The sequence below is a fragment of the Ensifer sp. Root423 genome (assembly GCF_001426275.1).
GTDB lineage: Bacteria > Pseudomonadota > Alphaproteobacteria > Rhizobiales > Rhizobiaceae > Ensifer > Ensifer adhaerens.
On the sequence record NZ_LMEG01000047.1, the window covers coordinates 61,705 to 76,963 of the forward strand.

Here is a 15,259-nt window from a genome sequence, read left to right on the forward strand (position 1 = left end):
TTTTTATGGCGATTCGCGGCAGGGCTGCCAAGCCTCAAGCCTGCGAAAAATGCACGCACCTGCGCTTTTTAGCTGAGGCCGAAGCCTCTCAGGCTGCCAGCCACCGACGCTCGAAGGCGAAGGTCGCAAGGTCGTTGGCGCTCATGGGCCGCGCGAAAGCATAACCTTGCAGCCCATGGCAGCCGAGTTCCTTCAGGATGGCCGCGTGTTCGAGGGTCTCGACGCCTTCGGCGATCACTTCGATGCCGAGCGACGTACCGATGTCGATGATGGACTCGACCAGACGCTTTTCGGCTGGGGATTTGAGGATCGGCAGGACGAGCTGGCGGTCGATCTTCAAGCGTCGCGGCGTCAGCTTCAACAGGCTGACGATGGATGCATAGCCGGTGCCGAAATCGTCGATCTCGATGGCGATGCCGAGTTCCTTGATCCGGCGGATGTTCGACAGGACCGTCATGTCGCTTTCGTCGAAGGAGATCGACTCCAACAGTTCAAACGACAGGCGGCCGGCCGGGATCTGCAACTGTTCCAGGCGCTCGATCAGATTTTCGTCGTGAAGCCGGGCATAGGAGAGATTGACAGAGACTTTGGGGATACGAATGCCGCTTGCTTCCCAGCGATAGATCTGGAACAGCGCCTGCTCCAGGATCGCCTGGTCGATCGCGGCCACGACGTTGATGTCTTCGGCCGTCTTCAGGAACGTGTGCGGGCCGAGCAGGCCCTTGGTGGGATGGTCCCAGCGCGCCAGCGCCTCGACGCCGATGATGTCGAGCGAGCGCGGGCAGAACTGCGGCTGGAAATGCGCGATGAATTCGTTGTGTTCGAGCCCGCGCAGGATCTCGTCGGCCGTCTGCTTGGTCTTGAAGACGGCCGTCTTCAGTTCGCCGGTAAAGATCTCGTGGCGGTTGCGGCCGCGGCGCTTGGCTTCATAGAGCGCGATGTCGGCGTTGACGAGCACGTGCGACAGCTCTTCGCTCGTCTGGCTTTGGGCGGCGATGCCGATGCTGACGCCGATGCGGCACTCCTGGTCCTTGTAGCGGACGGGCACGCTCATCGCCTCGATGATGCGTGACGCCAGCCGGGCATCCGGCTCGATGCCTCCATCCTGGCGGACGAGCACGAATTCGTCGCCGCCGATGCGGGCGACGAAGTCCTTTTCGTCGGCATTGCCGCGCAGAAGCTCGGCGGCATGCCGCAGGATCTCGTCACCGGCCGCGTGGCCGAGCGTATCGTTGATCTGCTTGAAGCGGTCGAGGTCCATGTGGAAGATGCTGAGTTTCGCCTCCCGCGCGAAATGCCGGTCGCGATCGGCCAGGACCTGGTCGAGGAAACGCCGGTTTGGCAGGCCGGTCAGCGGATCGTGCAGCGCGTTGAACTCCATGCGATGGCGCGCCGCTTCGAGTTCGACGCTGTGCGCCTCCGCGGTGCGCTTGGCTTCGAAAAGCGTTTCGCGGGTTTCGAAGTCGGCGGTCACGTCCCAGTTGACCCCGACGATCTTCCTGTGGCCGTCGGCGCCGATATAGAACGAGCCGTTGGCCCGGATGTGGCGCGTGCTGCCGTCGGGGAGGCGAACGCGGAAGTCGGAATTGTAGGCGAGCCCGGATTCCAGCGCCTCGGCAAATTCCCGCTCGGCGCGGTCGAGGTCGTCGGGGTGCAGCGCGTCCTTCCAGTCGTCATAGGCCTGACGCAACGACGTCTTTTGCCCATAGAGTTCCTTGGTCCGCTCGTCCCAGAGCAGCTTCTTGCTGGCGATGTCGAGTTCCCAGATGCCGATCTGGGAGGAGTCGAGCGCGATCTTCAGCCGATGGGACAGTTCCTGGAGCTGCACCTTGCTGTATCTGAGCGCACGAATGTTGCCTTGCCGCTCGCTCAAGAGGCGCCCGGTCAACACCATCGGCAGGATGATCATCAGTCCGCCGATGACGATGAGGCCGCGGATGAGCCAGGCGTTGCCCGCCGTCGTCGGCCAACCGCCCTTCGGAACGGCTGCGATATGCCAGGAACCGCCGGGTAGGAGCACGGTCATTTCGACCGGCGAGCCACGGAAAATATTGGCGTCGCCGTAAAAGACCGGACCTTGCGCGCCTGTGCCGTCCTGACCGGCAATGGCGACGTCTATGCCGAGTTCATCGGAAGAAAGGCCGCTGTCGCGATAGAGCCGGTCCACGTCGATGATGGCCGAGACGATGCCCCAGAAGCGGTTGCTGCCGCCGCCGGCGTCTATCGATACGGGGAAGCGGCCGATCAGCCCTTTGCCGCCCTGGACGAGATCGACAGGCCCGGCAAGCACCATTTGGCCGGTGTCCTTTACGCGCATGACGGCGGCGCGCTGCGCTTCGTTCCGGCGGTAGTCGAGGCCGAGTGCGCGGCGATTTTGTTCGAGCGGGTAGACGAGCGAGACGATGAGATTGGGCGCAGCCGCGATGCTGCGCAATTGCGAGCGCTCGGTGAAGACGCTGCGCGACAGCGCGGCGAAGCGCTGCTGATCCATTGCCGGCTCGGTGACCAGCGTGCCGATCAGCCCACGCACGAGCTGGATGTTGCCGTTGACGTTGGCCTCGAGCTTGGAGCGGATGGGATTGAGTTCCTCGGCGACGCGCGCGCGCTGGCGCGCCTCGTCGACCACCTGGTTCTGGTTGTCCGCAAGGATGCCAGCGACCAGAACAACGAAGGCGGCAATGATCGCCGGAAGATAGCTTGGCGTCAAAACCCTGGAGAGCCTCTTCATCCCGAGGTTGAAAGCATGTCTGGCAGGCACGAAACACCCCGGCGGCACGCGAATGGCTATGTCTTGAGCCGGATAATCCCAAAAGGGTCTTAATAAACCTTGTTTTAGGTCCCGCTTTTATTCCTTCGCGTCTCAGTCACCTTTGTGCTCGGGCAGCTTCTTGTGCTTGGTTTCTGCAAGGTCTTCGAGTTCACCTTCGCTCATGGATTTCTCCATTTCGCGCGAGGCGCCCTTGAGGCTGGATTTCTTGACGTCGCCGCGCTTGGCGGCAAGGGCAGCGCCGGCTGCACGCTGTTGGGCTTTCGACTTGGCTGGCATGGCACATCGCCTTTCGGTTGGTTGCCCTGGCCAACGCGAGGCAGCGCCGGATGTTCCGCGAAGCTAGGTATTCTCCCGCGCTTCGATCATCGCCTGCAGCGTCTCCAGCCGGTCGGCGTCACGCGGCAGCTTGTCCTGTCTCAGGCGCGCGATGCGCGGGAAGCGCATGGCGACGCCCGACTTGTGGCGGCTCGAGCGGTTGATACCCTCGAAGGCGACCTCGACGACGAAACCGAACTCGGGCTCGGCCCTGACGGCGCGCACCGGCCCGAAGCGCTCGGTCGTATTGTCCCGGACGAAACGGTCGAGAATTTCCAGTTCGGCATCGGTGAAGCCGAAATAGGCCTTGCCGACCGGTACCAGCGTTTCCTTTCCGTCGATGTCGGTCCAGACGCCGAAGGTGTAATCGGAGTAGTAGCTCGAGCGCTTGCCGTGGCCGCGCTGGGCATACATCAGCACCGCGTCGATGTTGAAGGGCGCGCGCTTCCACTTGAACCACGGGCCTTTGACGCGGCCCGGCGTATAGGGCGAATCCAGCCGTTTCAGCATGATGCCCTCGATCACCGGATCGGGCGGGTCGGCGCGCAGGCTGTCGAGTTCTTGCCAGGACGAGAAGGGCACCAGCGGCGACAGGTCGAAATGCTGCGGCGAGGCGCGCTCGACGATGTCGGCGAGCCGCGCGCGTCGTTCGACGAAACCCAGTGGGCGAACGTCCTCTTCGCCTGAGAAGAGAATGTCATAGGCGCGGACGAAGGCCGGATAGGTCTCGATGAGCTTAGGGTTGACCGTCTTGCGGTTCAGCCGTTGCTGCAGGTCGGCGAAAGTTCGGGTTGCGCGGTTGCTGCGCGCGGTGCCGCCCACGAGCAGTTCGCCATCGATCACCCCGGTGAAGTCGACGGCCTCCAGGACGTCGGGAAAGGCGCCGGAAATCTCGTCGCCACTGCGGGAATAGAGCCGGCGCACGCCGCCGATATTGGCAAGCTGCACGCGGATCCCGTCCCACTTCCATTCGGCAGCGAAGTCCTTGGGGTCGAGCCCGTCGAGATCGCCGTCGCCGACAGGATTGGCGAGCATGACCGAATGGAAGACGGCCGGCGTCGAAAGCTCGGGCTTTTCCGCCTCGCCCGAAAGCCAGCGGAAGAGCGGCAGATAGGGCGGCGACAGGCCGTGCCAGAGGGTCTCGATCTCGGCGACGTCCTTGCCGCCCATGTCGGCGAGCGCCTGCTTGGCGAGCTTCGCCGATACGCCGATGCGAAGGCCGCCCGTCACAAGTTTGAGGAAGGCGAAGCGCGCCGACGTATCCAATCGGTCGAGCATGTCGCGAACGACGCCGCGCACATCGGCCCGTCCGGTCCTTTGCAGACGCTCGATGGCCTCGCCAAGCGGTATGTCCGCCTCTACGGTGCCGGCAGGCGGCTCCCAGACGAGCGACACCGTTTCGGCGAGGTCACCGACATAGTCGTAGGAATACTGGAAAAGCACCGCGTCCATGCGTTCGAGCAAGAGGTCGCGGATCATCGCCGGCTTGACGGTGTTGAGCGACAGCGTGCCGGCGATCGCCGCGAGCGCATAGCCGCGATCCGGGTCCGGCGCGGTCCGGAAGTAATCGACAAGCAGGCGGATCTTGGCATTGCGCTGCGGGCTGAGGACGAGGCGGTCGAGCAGTTCGGCGAAGGCGCGCATCTCGTCACTCTCCCTCGTCGTCGTAGCCGACGAGGTGAAGCGGGCGGGCGGCGATGCCCTTGAGCTCGCACCAGCGCACCAGCGCTTCTTCGCGTCCGTGCGTGACCCAGACCTCGGCCGGCGCGATCTCGGTGATCGTTGCCGTCAGTTCGGCCCAGTCACAATGGTCGGAGATGATCAATGGCAGCTCGACGCCCCGCTGTTTCGCTCGTTGCCGGATCAACATCCAGCCGGAAGCGAAACTGGCAATCGGGTCGGAGAAGCGCCGCGACCAGCGATCGGCGAAGGCGGCGGGCGGGCCGATCACGATCGTGCCCTTGAAATCCTGCTTTTCGTCGGCGGCAAGCGTTGCCGGACGTAGGGCGCCGAGGTCGATGCCCTGGCTCTGATAGTAGTCGCACAGCCGTTGCAGGGCGCCATGGATGAAGATCGGCTGGTGATACTCCTCTTCGCGCAGGAGTGCGATCACCCGCTGCGCCTTGCCGAGCGCATAGGCACCGACCACGTGCGTGCGCTCGGGAAACTGGGCGAGCGACGTCAGCAATTTGCGGGTTTCCGCGCGATCGTCCGGGTGGTGGAAGACCGGCAGGCCGAAGGTGGCTTCGGTGATAAAGACATCGCAGGCGACCGGCTCGAAGCCAGCGCAGGTCGGATCCCGCCGTCGCTTGTAGTCGCCAGACGCGACGATGCGCACGCCGTTTGCACGAACGGAGATCTGCGCCGAGCCGAGTACATGACCGGCCGGATGGAAGCCCACGTCGACGCCATTGACGACAAGGGGTTCACCGAGGCTGATCGCCTGGCTCGTGCCGCAGAAGTCGTCGCCGTAGCGGATGCGCATGATGTCGAGGGTCTCGCGGGTGGCGAGCACGTGGCCGTGCCCCGCGCGGGCATGGTCGGAATGGCCGTGTGTGATCAGCGCCCTTTCGACCGGTTGAACCGGGTCGATGTAGAAGTCACCGATCGGGCAATAGAGGCCTTTGGGGGCGGGGTTGAGCAGGGCGTCCGGTTTCATGGACTGAAAGATAGCCGGCGAATGCGCATTCGCCAGCCGTCTTGTTCAAGTTTTTCAAGGAGCAACATTCGCTGCGCCTCGATCAGGTTCAGCCGGGCAGAACCAGCGTGTCGATAATGAGCTTCAGCGTGCGGGCGGCATCGATGTCGATGCAGGCCTTCTGGCTCGGCAGATCGTCCCAGGGGCTTGGCGGGAACAAACGGTTGTCGGGGCTCTGGATCGTCTGGCCGTCGGCAATGCCGCCGCAGACGACACGGATCGATCCGCTCCTGACGGTGAAGAGGTCGGGCGCCACGACATAGGCGCAGGCGCAGCTGTCATGCACGACCATGCCGTCGGGCACGTGCTGCTCGTAGAAGGTGACGTAGAATTTTGAGATATCGGCAAGCAGCTTGCCGGCGTCGCCGCCGCGTTCGGCGATATCGGCGATCATCGCCTTGGTCATCACGGTCTGGGTGGTGACGTCGAGGCCAACGACGGTGACCGGCCAGGGCGCCGTCATCACGACGTCGGCAGCTTCCGGGTCGCCGTGGATGTTGGCCTCGGCAGCCGGCGTGATGTTGCCGTTGACGTCGAAGGCGCCACCCATGATGACGACTTCGCGCACGAGCGCTGCGAAATCGGGATCCTCGCGCAGTGCCAGCGCCAGGTTGGTCATCCGGCCAACGGCGATCAGCGTCACTTCGCCGGGATGGGCGCGAACGGTGTCGATGATGAAGCGGTGCGCCGGGCGCGGATCGACCGGCAGGTCGACCGTCTCGGGCACGTCGATGTTGCCGAGGCCATCGTCACCGTGGATGAAGGTCGGCCAGCCGACATGCGGGCGGTCGGGATTGAAAGTCTTGTCGAGACCCTTGGCGACGGGCGCATCGATGCCCCAACGCTGCTTCAGGAACAGCGCGTTGCGGGTAGTGGTTTCGACCGAGGCGTTGCCGAATACGGTGGTGATGCCGATCAGGTCGATGGCCGGGTGACGGTGCAGGAAAAGCAGCGCCATTGCATCGTCGATGCCCGGATCCGTATCAAAGATGACTTTATGCATTCTCGTTCTTCTTTTCTTGTTCTTGTGTTTGACGGCTCGCAATGGAGGCAAGATGGCTGCGAATGTCAATCGCCATCCGGGTTGACTCGGGGAGCGGCCGCGCCTCTGGCCATGGTTTCCATGGGAACATCACCAACCGGGCGAGCATGGCAAGCTCTGCGTGTGGATGAGAACGGCTCATCCAGTCAACCGGGAGGTAATGTCATGCATCGGCTGGTCCTTGTTTCCATGATCGTCGTCACCGCGGCAACGTCGTTTGCCGCCCCCTCCTTTGCCCAAAGTGCCGGTGGCAAGGGCCGCGGCGGCGGTGGTGGCGGACACGGTTCTTCCGACAGCAGCGACTGGTATGCCGGCATCGGTTCCTTCACCCATGCCAACGACAGCTACAGCCGGCGGCGCCCCAAGGTCATCCTGACGAAGTCGGGCGCCTATTGCGTCGAAAACCGCCGGTGGATCGATGCCTCGGGCAAGGTGCATCTTTCGCCTTACCGCGAGTGCCGCGACCGGATCGATATCGCCGTCGACTGATCGGCGTGCATGCTTCAGACAGGAGGCCGGCGCACAATCACCGGCCTCCTGTCTGTTGATCTGCCACCCGCCGGTGTCTTGCGGGTTGCCGGAAGATCGCTACCGCAATTTAAACTTTCCGAAAGGTCGCGCGCCTAATGTTGTGCTGCCCGTTCCGGGCTTTCTGCAATTTCTGGATATGATGGCGGAGTCCACGCTCGTGAAGGCTATCCTCGGCAAGATCAGGCCATCAAAGAGACTGCTCGTCATTCTCACGGCGGCTTTCGGTGTTTCCGCCGCTTCGGGCGGTGCTGCCGTCTATGTCAGCCGCGATGCGCTCATGGCGGAACTTTCCAAGCCGAAGGTTTCGGGCCTCGAGTGCACGACCATTCGCACGTTGAAGCTCGGCCACAACGGCCAGCGCTGGATCCGCATGCACGTCAAGACCGACCGCGCCGACGGCCAGGCGCGCATGCGCACGGCGTTGCGCGTCGTGGGCGCCCTCGCGAAGGCCGAGCGGGCAGATCTCTATCAGGTCGTCGTGCTCGATTCCGCCGGTCCCGAAAACCGGGCTGACGTGCGCGGTGCGGCGATCGGTGCGGAGGTGCTCTTCGCCCCCGGTCCGCAGAGCGTTCCGGGCATGAGCGAGACGTTTCGGGCGTTCTACAATGACGGCACGGCAAATTCTGTCGGCGTCTTCCATGGCAAGACCGTCGACCTTTCGATGGACGACATCCGCACGATGATGGCGGCCATGGACGACCATTCGCCATGCATCGACCCATCGGCCGCACCGGCCGATGGCGTGAGCGCCGAGGGCGGCGCCGGTGAGCAGGAGGCCAAGCCGGCCGAGACCGCCGAGGCGCCTGCGGGCCACTAGGCCCGGGTTACGTTCGGTAATCCGTTCTTTCTGAGAATTGAAAAAGGCCCGGCGCGTGAGCGGCGGGCCTTCGTGTTCGTGGGTTTTGCGACCTTGATCAGTCAGCCTTCTGCCGGCGGGCCGGGAAGAGGATGACGTCGCGGATCGACGGTGCGTTGGTGAGCAGCATGATCAGGCGGTCGACGCCGATGCCGAGGCCACCGGCCGGCGGCATGCCCTGGTCGATCGCGTCAAGGAACTCGTCGTCGAGCTGCTTGGCCTTTTCGCCGCGGGCGTGGGCCTGTTCCAGCTGCTCGACCATGCGTGCGCGCTGCTCTTCCGGATCGTTAAGTTCGGAGAAGGCGTTGCCCAGTTCCCAGGCGTTGCAATAGGTCTCGAAACGCTCGACGAGGCGCGGTTCGCCCGGCACTTCCTTGGCAAAGGGCGAGATGTCCTTCGGGAAATGCGTGACGTGGGCCGGCTGGATCAGCGTGCCTTCGACCTTCTCTTCGAAGATGAAGGCGAGGCACTCGCCCCAGGTCCAGTCCTTCTCGACCTCAAAGCCGGCAGCCTTGGCGGCAGCGCGGGCTTCTTCGTCGGTCTTCATCGCCAGGAAGTCGATGCCGGTCGCTTCCTTGACAGCGTCGGGCATCGGCACGCGGCGGAACGGACCCTTGAAGGAGATTTCCTTGTCGCCATAGGCAAACTCGGTCGAGCCGTGGATCGCCATGGCAAGCTCACCGAACAGCCGCTCGACGAGGTCCATGATGTCCTCGTAGTCGGCATAGGCCCAGTAGCACTCCATCATGGTGAATTCCGGATTGTGCCGGGTGGAGACGCCTTCGTTGCGGAAGTTGCGGTTGATCTCGAAGACCTTGTCGGTGAGGCCCGAAACCAGCGTGCGCTTCAGGTACAGTTCCGGCGCGATGCGCAGGAACATGTCGAGCTTCAGCGTGTTGTGATGCGTCTTGAACGGCTCGGCGGTGGCGCCGCCGTAGACCGAGTGCAGCATCGGCGTCTCGACTTCCATGAAGCCGTCGTTTTCCATGAAGCGGCGGATGCCCGAGACGATCTTGCTGCGCTGCTGGAAGCGCAGCTTCGATTCCTCGTTGGTCATGATGTCGAGGTGGCGCTTGCGGTAGCGGATCTCGATGTCCGACAGGCCGTGCCACTTTTCGGGCATCGGCAGCAGCGACTTCGTCAGCATGGTGATTGCCTGGGCGTTGATCGTCAACTCACCACGCTTGGTGCGGCGAACGACGCCGGTCACGCCGATGATGTCGCCGATGTCGATCATCGGCAGCAGCGCGCGGGCGTCTTCCGGCGTGGTGTCCTTATGGCTGAAGATCTGGATCTTGCCGGAGGCGTCATGGATGTCCATGAACATGCCGGAGTTGCGCGAGGAATAGACGCGGCCGGCAACGGTCACGACATCCTGGGTCTCGGTGTCCGGCTCCAGGCTCTCGTACTTTGCGGTCAGCTCGGCATTGCTCATCGTCCGGTGGAAATGCGCCGGATAGACGTCGCCGATCTGCTCACGCAAAAGCTTCAGCTTCTGTGCACGCACTTCCGTGGCGTCGGAGGAGAGGCCAGTGGTCTCGGTCTTGTCGTTCATCGTGCTCTCCTTACTTTCCGCTGCCGACCATGGAGGCGACCACCTGGGACGCGACCTTGAGACGCTGGCGGACCACGGCGCGGCCGAGGATTTCCATGCTGTCGAACAGCGGCAGCGAGCGCTGCGAGCCGGATACAGACACGAAGAGCGGCGCCAGGATCACCTTCAGCTTCTTGCCCATGCGCTCGGCGACCGCGCGCAGTTCGGCTTCGATCGATTCCTTGTTCCATTCGAGGATCTTTTCAAGGTCCGGCTGAACGGTGTTGAGGATCTCGAGCAGTTCTTCGGGCGTCGACTTGACGCCGGCGAAGGCTTCGGGCTTGAGGCCGAGGTCGGACTTCAAAAGGAAGCTTGCGAGATCAGGCAGTTCGCCGAGCTTCGAAATGCGCGACTGGCTGAGCTTCAGGCCCTGTTTCAGGCGGTCGTTTTCCATGGCCCAGGCAAGGACGCGGGCGGCGAATTCTTCTTCCGAAAGCTTCTCGCGGATCCAGCGGGCGTTCAGCCAGTCGAGCTTCTGGATGTCGAAGATCGCGCCGGCCTTGGAGAGGTTCTCCGAGTCGAACTTTGCAGCCAGTTCCTCGATCGTCAGCAACTCCTCGCCTTCGGCGATCTGGATGAAGAACAGGCCGAGGAAGTTCATCAGCGCTTCCGGCAGATAGCCAAGCGCCGTGTAGTACGAGATCGACGTCGGGTTCTTGCGCTTCGACAGCTTCGACTTGTCGGCATTGCGCATTAGCGACAGGTGCATGAAGACCGGCGGCTCGAGGCCGAGATAGCGGTAGATCAGGATGTGCTTTGGCACGGAGGCCAGCCACTCCTCGCCGCGGGCGACGTGGGTGATCTTCATCAGGTGGTCGTCGACGACGTTGGCCATGTGGTAGGTCGGCATGCCGTCGGCCTTCAAGAGGACCTGCATGTCGACGGCATCCCACGGAATTTCCACGTCGCCATAGACGCCGTCGGTAAACTTGCACGAGCCCTCGGTCGGGATCTTCATGCGCACGACATGCGGCTCGCCGGCGGCAACGCGCGAGGTCACTTCTTCGGCGGACAGGTGGAGACACAGGCCGTCATACTTCGACGGCTTGCCGGCGGCGCGCTGGCTCTCGCGCATCTGCTCGAGCCGCTCGGGCGTGCAGAAGCAGCGGAAGCCGTGACCATTCTCGACGATCTTCTCGACGTAGGGGCGGTACATGTCCTTGCGGTCGCTCTGGCGGTAGGGACCATAGGGACCACCGACATCAGGACCTTCCGACCATTCGAGCCCGCACCATTTCAGCGCGTCCAGCACCTTCTGTTCGAACTCGGGCGTCGAGCGGGTGGCATCGGTGTCTTCGATGCGCAGGATGAACTCGCCGCCGTGCTTCTTTGCGAAGAGGTAGTTGAACAGAGCGATGTAGGCGGTGCCGACATGCGGCTCGCCGGTGGGGGAGGGTGCGATGCGTACCCGGACTGCTGAATTTGCCATGGTCTTTGCCCGTCTGACGTGCTTTTCGCCCCTTGCCGGAGAAGAAACCGGCCGCCGGGGGCGCGCATTTTATGGGAAGGAAAGGCCCGCAAGGGTGCCGCAACAACGGTATCGGCAGGCTATTCCAATAGGCTCGCGTGAGACCATAGAACGCCGATCATGTCAACGGAAACCCGATCACGCCGGTTTTTGTTGACACTGCCGCCTGCGGGCGTTAATGAACCGAAAGGTTATTTAACTGAAAGGTTTTTTAGAAAATGCCGGAAGATCGCTTGTCGACGACGCTCTCAGCTCTGGCCGATCCAACGCGAAGGGCCATTCTCGCCCGCCTCGCACTTGGAGAGGCCTCGGTCGGCGAGCTGGCGGAGCCCTTCGAAATGAGCCTGCCGGCAGTCTCCAAGCATCTCAAGGTTCTCGAGCGCGCCGGGCTGATCAGCCGTGGCCGCGAAGCGCAGTGGCGACCATGCAAGCTTGAAGCCGCCCCGCTGAAGGACGTCAACAGCTGGCTCGACGGCTATCGTCGCTTCTGGGAGCAGAAGTTCGACCGTCTCGACGCCTATCTGCAGGAACTCCAGCATGTCGACCCCGGTGCCGGCAAGAACTGATCGCCGGCCCGTCTTCCGTCCTTGGCCGTTCTGCGCTAAGCAGGGGACGTCGAAAAAGGCAGGACCGGATATGGTAAGCCCGGTCCCTTCGGTTTTCTAAACGAAGCTCTGCTCGAACGTCCCGTTCGAACCCGCGACGTGGTTCCGATGCAATCGCATCGGTCCGCGGCGGGGTGTATGCAATCGACGCAGTCCGCCGCGTTTCTCGAACACGGAGACTGTAAACATGCGACTGAACCATATCGACCTCTATAGCCCTGTCGTTGCCGAAACGGCGTCCTTCCTCATCGATCATTTCGGCCTGACGCTGGTCGAAAAACGCGGCAAGGATGCCTTTTTCCGCCTGACGGACGGTTCCGGCCTGGTGCTCGTCGTCAGCCCGCCGATCACTGCGCTCGGCGGCGGCGACCAGGTCAGCCTCGGGACCCAGACCTACCACATAGGCTTTTTGCTGCCGGTGCGGGCCGACGTCGACGATGCCTATCAGCGGGTGCTTGGATCCGGCGCCCAGGTGATCCCGCCTGCCGATCGGCACGGCGCCTATGTTTTCTACGTAGTGATACCCGGCAACATTCTGGTCGAGGTCGGCCATCGCCCGGATGTTTGAGCGGCTGAAACCGGATCGGAACGTTTCCTGAGGAGATGCGTTGTCCAACCAGAAGGCGTGGGGACTGGCCCCGGCAAGCTTGGCGGAAAGAGGAAACGACCCCGTTTGTCTTGCCGCCGATGGCTCGCGGTTGACGGCCGGTCAGCCAGCCTCCGCGTCTTCCAGAACTCCCGCAAGCAGAAGGCCCGCATCTTGGATGCGGGCCCTTCTCATGACGGGATTGTTTTCGGCCCGGCGCGTCAGTCGAGCTTTCCGGCCTTCCTCAGGCGCGCATTGCGCGCGACCATGTTGAGGATTTCGACGAGCGCCGAGAAGGCCATGGCGGCGTAGATGTAACCCTTCGGCACATGCAGGCCCATGCCTTCGGCGATCAGTGTCGTGCCGATCATCAGCAGGAAGGCGAGCGCCAGCATGACGATCGTCGGGTTCTTCTCGATGAAGTTGGCGAGCGGGTTGGCTGCAACGAGCATGACCGTGACGGCGGCGATGACGGCGATGACCATGATCGGCAGGTGCGGTGTCATGCCGACGGCGGTGATGATGCTGTCGACGGAGAAGACGAGGTCGAGCAAAAGGATCTGGGCGATCGCGGCGCCGAAGCTGTTGATCGCCGAGGAGGCGATGAAGTCCTCGCCGTGATCGGCCGGATCGACATTGTGGTGGATTTCCTTGGTCGCCTTCCAGACGAGGAACAGGCCGCCGGCAATGAGGATCATGTCCTTCCAGGAGAAGCCGTGGCCGAAGGCCTCGAACACCGGCGTCGTCAGCTTGACGATCCAGGCAACCGTGCCGAGCAGCGCAAGGCGCATGACGAGGGCAAGGGCGATACCGATGCGCCGGGCCTTTTCGCGATGCTCGACAGGCAGCTTGTTGGTGAGGATCGAGATGAAGATCAGGTTGTCGATGCCGAGAACCACCTCCATGACGACCAGGGTGACGAGGGCGACCCAGGCGGCGGGGTCTTGAGCAAGCAACAGGATATCCTGCATCGGCGATCTTTCTCTTTCAGCACTTCATAAGTTCCACAGCGCCGCGCGTCCGATGGACGCGCGGCGCTGTGGGGGATGGCGCGTCGACGCGCAAGAATCGCCGAAAGTATTTAAGAAACATTGCGGAAGAGACAAGCGCCGCTGCCCGATTGCAGCGGCGCTTTACCGTTTACGATTTGACAGGAATCCACATTTCGACCACGCCCATGCCCGAATGCGGGTCAAAGCGCGCATCATAGCGTTCGATGAGGTCGGGCGTTTCTCCATGCTGCAGTCCGGATTCGGGCAGCCATGTGCCGAAGACGTAGTCGGCGGTTTTGGCGATCGCGGAGATGTGCCCGCGATGCAGAAAGACGGCGTAGCGCTGCTTCGGCAGCCGTAGCGTCGAAAAGCCTTCCGCCAGGTCGTCGGCGTCACTGATTTCGGCTGCCGCCATGTAGCGGAAGGTGCCAGCCTCGCCGTTGCTGTCGGTGCACACACCGTAGGCGATGTCGCCTCTCTGTCCGGGTATCGCGCCGAAATGGCGATTGAACCGTTGCCAGAGCGACGGGATGCCTTCGGTGCGGCCGTAGGTGTAGGTTTCCGAAAGGCCCGCCAGAAGCAATGGCGGGCTGTCTTCGAAGCGGGGCGGGTCGATCTTGAGAAGGCGGGTATCGTCCATTCTTAAAGGCTCCATCAGCTCGATGTTTCGAATGTGCCTTTGCTTGCGAACCGTTTCGGGTGTCACGCCGAACTGGTCGCGAAAGGCACGGGTGAAAGCCTCGTGCGAGCTGTAACCCGCATCGAGTGCCACCGAGAGAATGCTGATGGAGCCATCGGCAAGCGCGCTGGCGGCATCGCTGAGACGCCGTCCGCGGATATAGGCGGTGATCGAGCGGCCGGTGACCAGCCCGAAAACGCGCGAAAGATGGAAGCGCGAAAGGCCCGCGGCCCCGGCGATTTCATCCAGCGATATCTCTTTTGCGAAATGGCTCTCGATGAACCAGACCGCCCGTCCGATGGCACTCATCTTCACTCCCCTGGCAACGCCCTTTTGATAGGGGCTCGGCTGAAGGCGCGCTTGATCGAAATTGCTCGATTGAAACGCAGGAGGGCTGAAGGAGGTTCGGCGTCAGTCCGCCTATTTCTTCTTCTTCGGACCGTAGGCGGACATGAAGACGCGGACGGCGGCGGTCACCGTCGCCTCGATCTGTTCTTTCGGCGGTGCCGAACACATGCCGCCGAAAAGCCGGTGCTTGAAGAGGCCGGCTTGGGCCATCTCGATAAACTGGCGGGCGGCCATTTCTGTGTTGTCGATGTCGAGCACGCCGGTCGGGACCTGCCGGTCGAGATAGGCCTTGAGCACAGTGTAGCCGTTCTCCGGTGCTTCGCTGAAGAAGCGCTCGGCCAGATGCGGCATGCGGTCGATCACCCCGATCACCATGCGCATGGAGCGGATCGTCTCTTCCGCCGTCATGCTCGTCGTCAGCGTCACGCCGAAATCGTAGAGTGATTCTTCGACGTCGTCGTGATCGTTGAGCGCGTGCTTGGCGGTCTGGACCACCCGGGTCTTGCCCTTGATGATCAGCGCCTTGAACAAGTCTTCCTTGTTCTCGAAATAGACGTAGAGCGTGCCCTTGGAGACGCCCGCCTCGCGGGTGATGTCGTTCATGCTGGCGGCATCGAAACCTTGGCTCAGGAACGCGCGTCGCGCGCCTTCGAGGATCTGTTCACGCTTGGCTGGATCCTCGCCGGCGGCGTGACGGCCGCCACCCGAACAGAGATCCTCATCCATGCCGGCTGCCGGCTGCATGACGTCCTGGGTTCCGTTCTTTGCCTCGCTC

General features: G+C 62.8%; 14 protein-coding genes. 4 read left to right on the plus strand and 10 right to left on the minus strand.

Translation table 11 applies throughout. The features are described 5' to 3' along the window. Positions 1–88: 88 nt before the first annotated feature. From ASD01_RS33445 to ASD01_RS33465, 5 genes are all read right to left on the minus strand, one after another. Positions 89–2,728, minus strand: a complete 2,640-nt coding sequence (locus ASD01_RS33445) for a bifunctional diguanylate cyclase/phosphodiesterase (protein WP_060645016.1) — start codon at positions 2,726–2,728, stop codon at positions 89–91. 132 nt (positions 2,729–2,860) lie between these two features. Further along, positions 2,861–3,046: a DUF3008 family protein gene (locus tag ASD01_RS33450; RefSeq protein ID WP_034787077.1), complete on the minus strand. Its 186-nt coding sequence runs from the start codon at positions 3,044–3,046 to the stop codon at positions 2,861–2,863. 63 nt (positions 3,047–3,109) lie between these two features. After that, positions 3,110–4,729, minus strand: coding sequence for a cisplatin damage response ATP-dependent DNA ligase (locus ASD01_RS33455; RefSeq protein WP_034787074.1), 1,620 nt, complete (start codon positions 4,727–4,729; stop codon positions 3,110–3,112). 4 nt (positions 4,730–4,733) lie between these two features. Next, entirely contained in the window at positions 4,734–5,744 is a 1,011-nt protein-coding gene (locus tag ASD01_RS33460; RefSeq protein WP_060645017.1) for a ligase-associated DNA damage response exonuclease, read from the minus strand. 88 nt (positions 5,745–5,832) lie between these two features. Next, positions 5,833–6,786 (minus strand): nucleoside hydrolase, encoded by a 954-nt coding sequence (locus ASD01_RS33465; protein WP_034787069.1) that lies wholly within the window; start codon positions 6,784–6,786, stop codon positions 5,833–5,835. Between the two features lie 204 nt (positions 6,787–6,990). On the opposite strand from ASD01_RS33465, the gene ASD01_RS33470 reads away from it, so the two are divergent. Then, positions 6,991–7,314: a hypothetical protein gene (locus ASD01_RS33470; RefSeq protein ID WP_034787066.1), complete on the plus strand. Its 324-nt coding sequence runs from the start codon at positions 6,991–6,993 to the stop codon at positions 7,312–7,314. 199 nt (positions 7,315–7,513) lie between these two features. Further along, positions 7,514–8,173: a hypothetical protein gene (locus ASD01_RS33475; RefSeq protein ID WP_034787288.1), complete on the plus strand. Its 660-nt coding sequence runs from the start codon at positions 7,514–7,516 to the stop codon at positions 8,171–8,173. Positions 8,174–8,270: 97 nt separating this feature from the next. Here the strand turns inward: ASD01_RS33475 and lysS are convergent, their stop codons facing one another. Together lysS and gltX are read right to left on the minus strand one after the other, a co-directional pair. After that, positions 8,271–9,767, minus strand: coding sequence for a lysine--tRNA ligase (lysS, locus tag ASD01_RS33480; protein WP_034787063.1), 1,497 nt, complete (start codon positions 9,765–9,767; stop codon positions 8,271–8,273). A gap of 10 nt (positions 9,768–9,777) precedes the next feature. Continuing rightward, a complete protein-coding gene (gltX, locus tag ASD01_RS33485) occupies positions 9,778–11,235 on the minus strand; it encodes a glutamate--tRNA ligase (RefSeq protein WP_034787058.1) in 1,458 nt (485 codons plus the stop codon). A 257-nt stretch (positions 11,236–11,492) separates the two neighbouring features. Between gltX and ASD01_RS33490 the strand changes: the two genes are divergently transcribed. Further along, a complete protein-coding gene (locus ASD01_RS33490; RefSeq protein ID WP_034787053.1) occupies positions 11,493–11,840 on the plus strand; it encodes an ArsR/SmtB family transcription factor in 348 nt (115 codons plus the stop codon). Between the two features lie 226 nt (positions 11,841–12,066). After that, entirely contained in the window at positions 12,067–12,447 is a 381-nt protein-coding gene (locus tag ASD01_RS33495) for a VOC family protein (protein WP_034787050.1), read from the plus strand. Positions 12,448–12,686: 239 nt separating this feature from the next. On the opposite strand, the gene ASD01_RS33500 is transcribed toward ASD01_RS33495, so the two are convergent. The 3 genes from ASD01_RS33500 to ASD01_RS33510 form a co-directional block, all read right to left on the minus strand. After that, entirely contained in the window at positions 12,687–13,436 is a 750-nt protein-coding gene (locus tag ASD01_RS33500) for a TerC family protein (protein WP_034787044.1), read from the minus strand. Positions 13,437–13,605: 169 nt separating this feature from the next. Continuing rightward, complete coding sequence (locus ASD01_RS33505) at positions 13,606–14,445, minus strand: AraC family transcriptional regulator (RefSeq protein ID WP_034787039.1); 840 nt, start codon at positions 14,443–14,445, stop codon at positions 13,606–13,608. 111 nt (positions 14,446–14,556) lie between these two features. Next, a complete protein-coding gene (locus tag ASD01_RS33510) occupies positions 14,557–15,228 on the minus strand; it encodes a TetR/AcrR family transcriptional regulator (protein WP_226020723.1) in 672 nt (223 codons plus the stop codon). Positions 15,229–15,259 lie beyond the last annotated feature (31 nt).

Bases quoted from the DNA above. Each gene is read 5' to 3' on its own strand.
- ASD01_RS33510 (WP_226020723.1), bottom strand. From the start codon at position 15,228: ATGCAGCCGGCAGCCGGCATGGATGAGGATCTCTGTTCGGGTGGCGGC.
- ASD01_RS33495 (WP_034787050.1), top strand. From the start codon at position 12,067: ATGCGACTGAACCATATCGACCTCTATAGCCCTGTCGTTGCCGAAACG.
- lysS (WP_034787063.1), bottom strand. From the start codon at position 9,767: ATGAACGACAAGACCGAGACCACTGGCCTCTCCTCCGACGCCACGGAA.
- ASD01_RS33470 (WP_034787066.1), top strand. From the start codon at position 6,991: ATGCATCGGCTGGTCCTTGTTTCCATGATCGTCGTCACCGCGGCAACG.
- ASD01_RS33445 (WP_060645016.1), bottom strand. From the start codon at position 2,728: ATGAAGAGGCTCTCCAGGGTTTTGACGCCAAGCTATCTTCCGGCGATC.
- ASD01_RS33490 (WP_034787053.1), top strand. From the start codon at position 11,493: ATGCCGGAAGATCGCTTGTCGACGACGCTCTCAGCTCTGGCCGATCCA.
- gltX (WP_034787058.1), bottom strand. From the start codon at position 11,235: ATGGCAAATTCAGCAGTCCGGGTACGCATCGCACCCTCCCCCACCGGC.
- ASD01_RS33455 (WP_034787074.1), bottom strand. From the start codon at position 4,729: ATGCGCGCCTTCGCCGAACTGCTCGACCGCCTCGTCCTCAGCCCGCAG.
- ASD01_RS33500 (WP_034787044.1), bottom strand. From the start codon at position 13,436: ATGCAGGATATCCTGTTGCTTGCTCAAGACCCCGCCGCCTGGGTCGCC.
- ASD01_RS33505 (WP_034787039.1), bottom strand. From the start codon at position 14,445: ATGAGTGCCATCGGACGGGCGGTCTGGTTCATCGAGAGCCATTTCGCA.
- ASD01_RS33460 (WP_060645017.1), bottom strand. From the start codon at position 5,744: ATGAAACCGGACGCCCTGCTCAACCCCGCCCCCAAAGGCCTCTATTGC.
- ASD01_RS33465 (WP_034787069.1), bottom strand. From the start codon at position 6,786: ATGCATAAAGTCATCTTTGATACGGATCCGGGCATCGACGATGCAATG.
- ASD01_RS33450 (WP_034787077.1), bottom strand. From the start codon at position 3,046: ATGCCAGCCAAGTCGAAAGCCCAACAGCGTGCAGCCGGCGCTGCCCTT.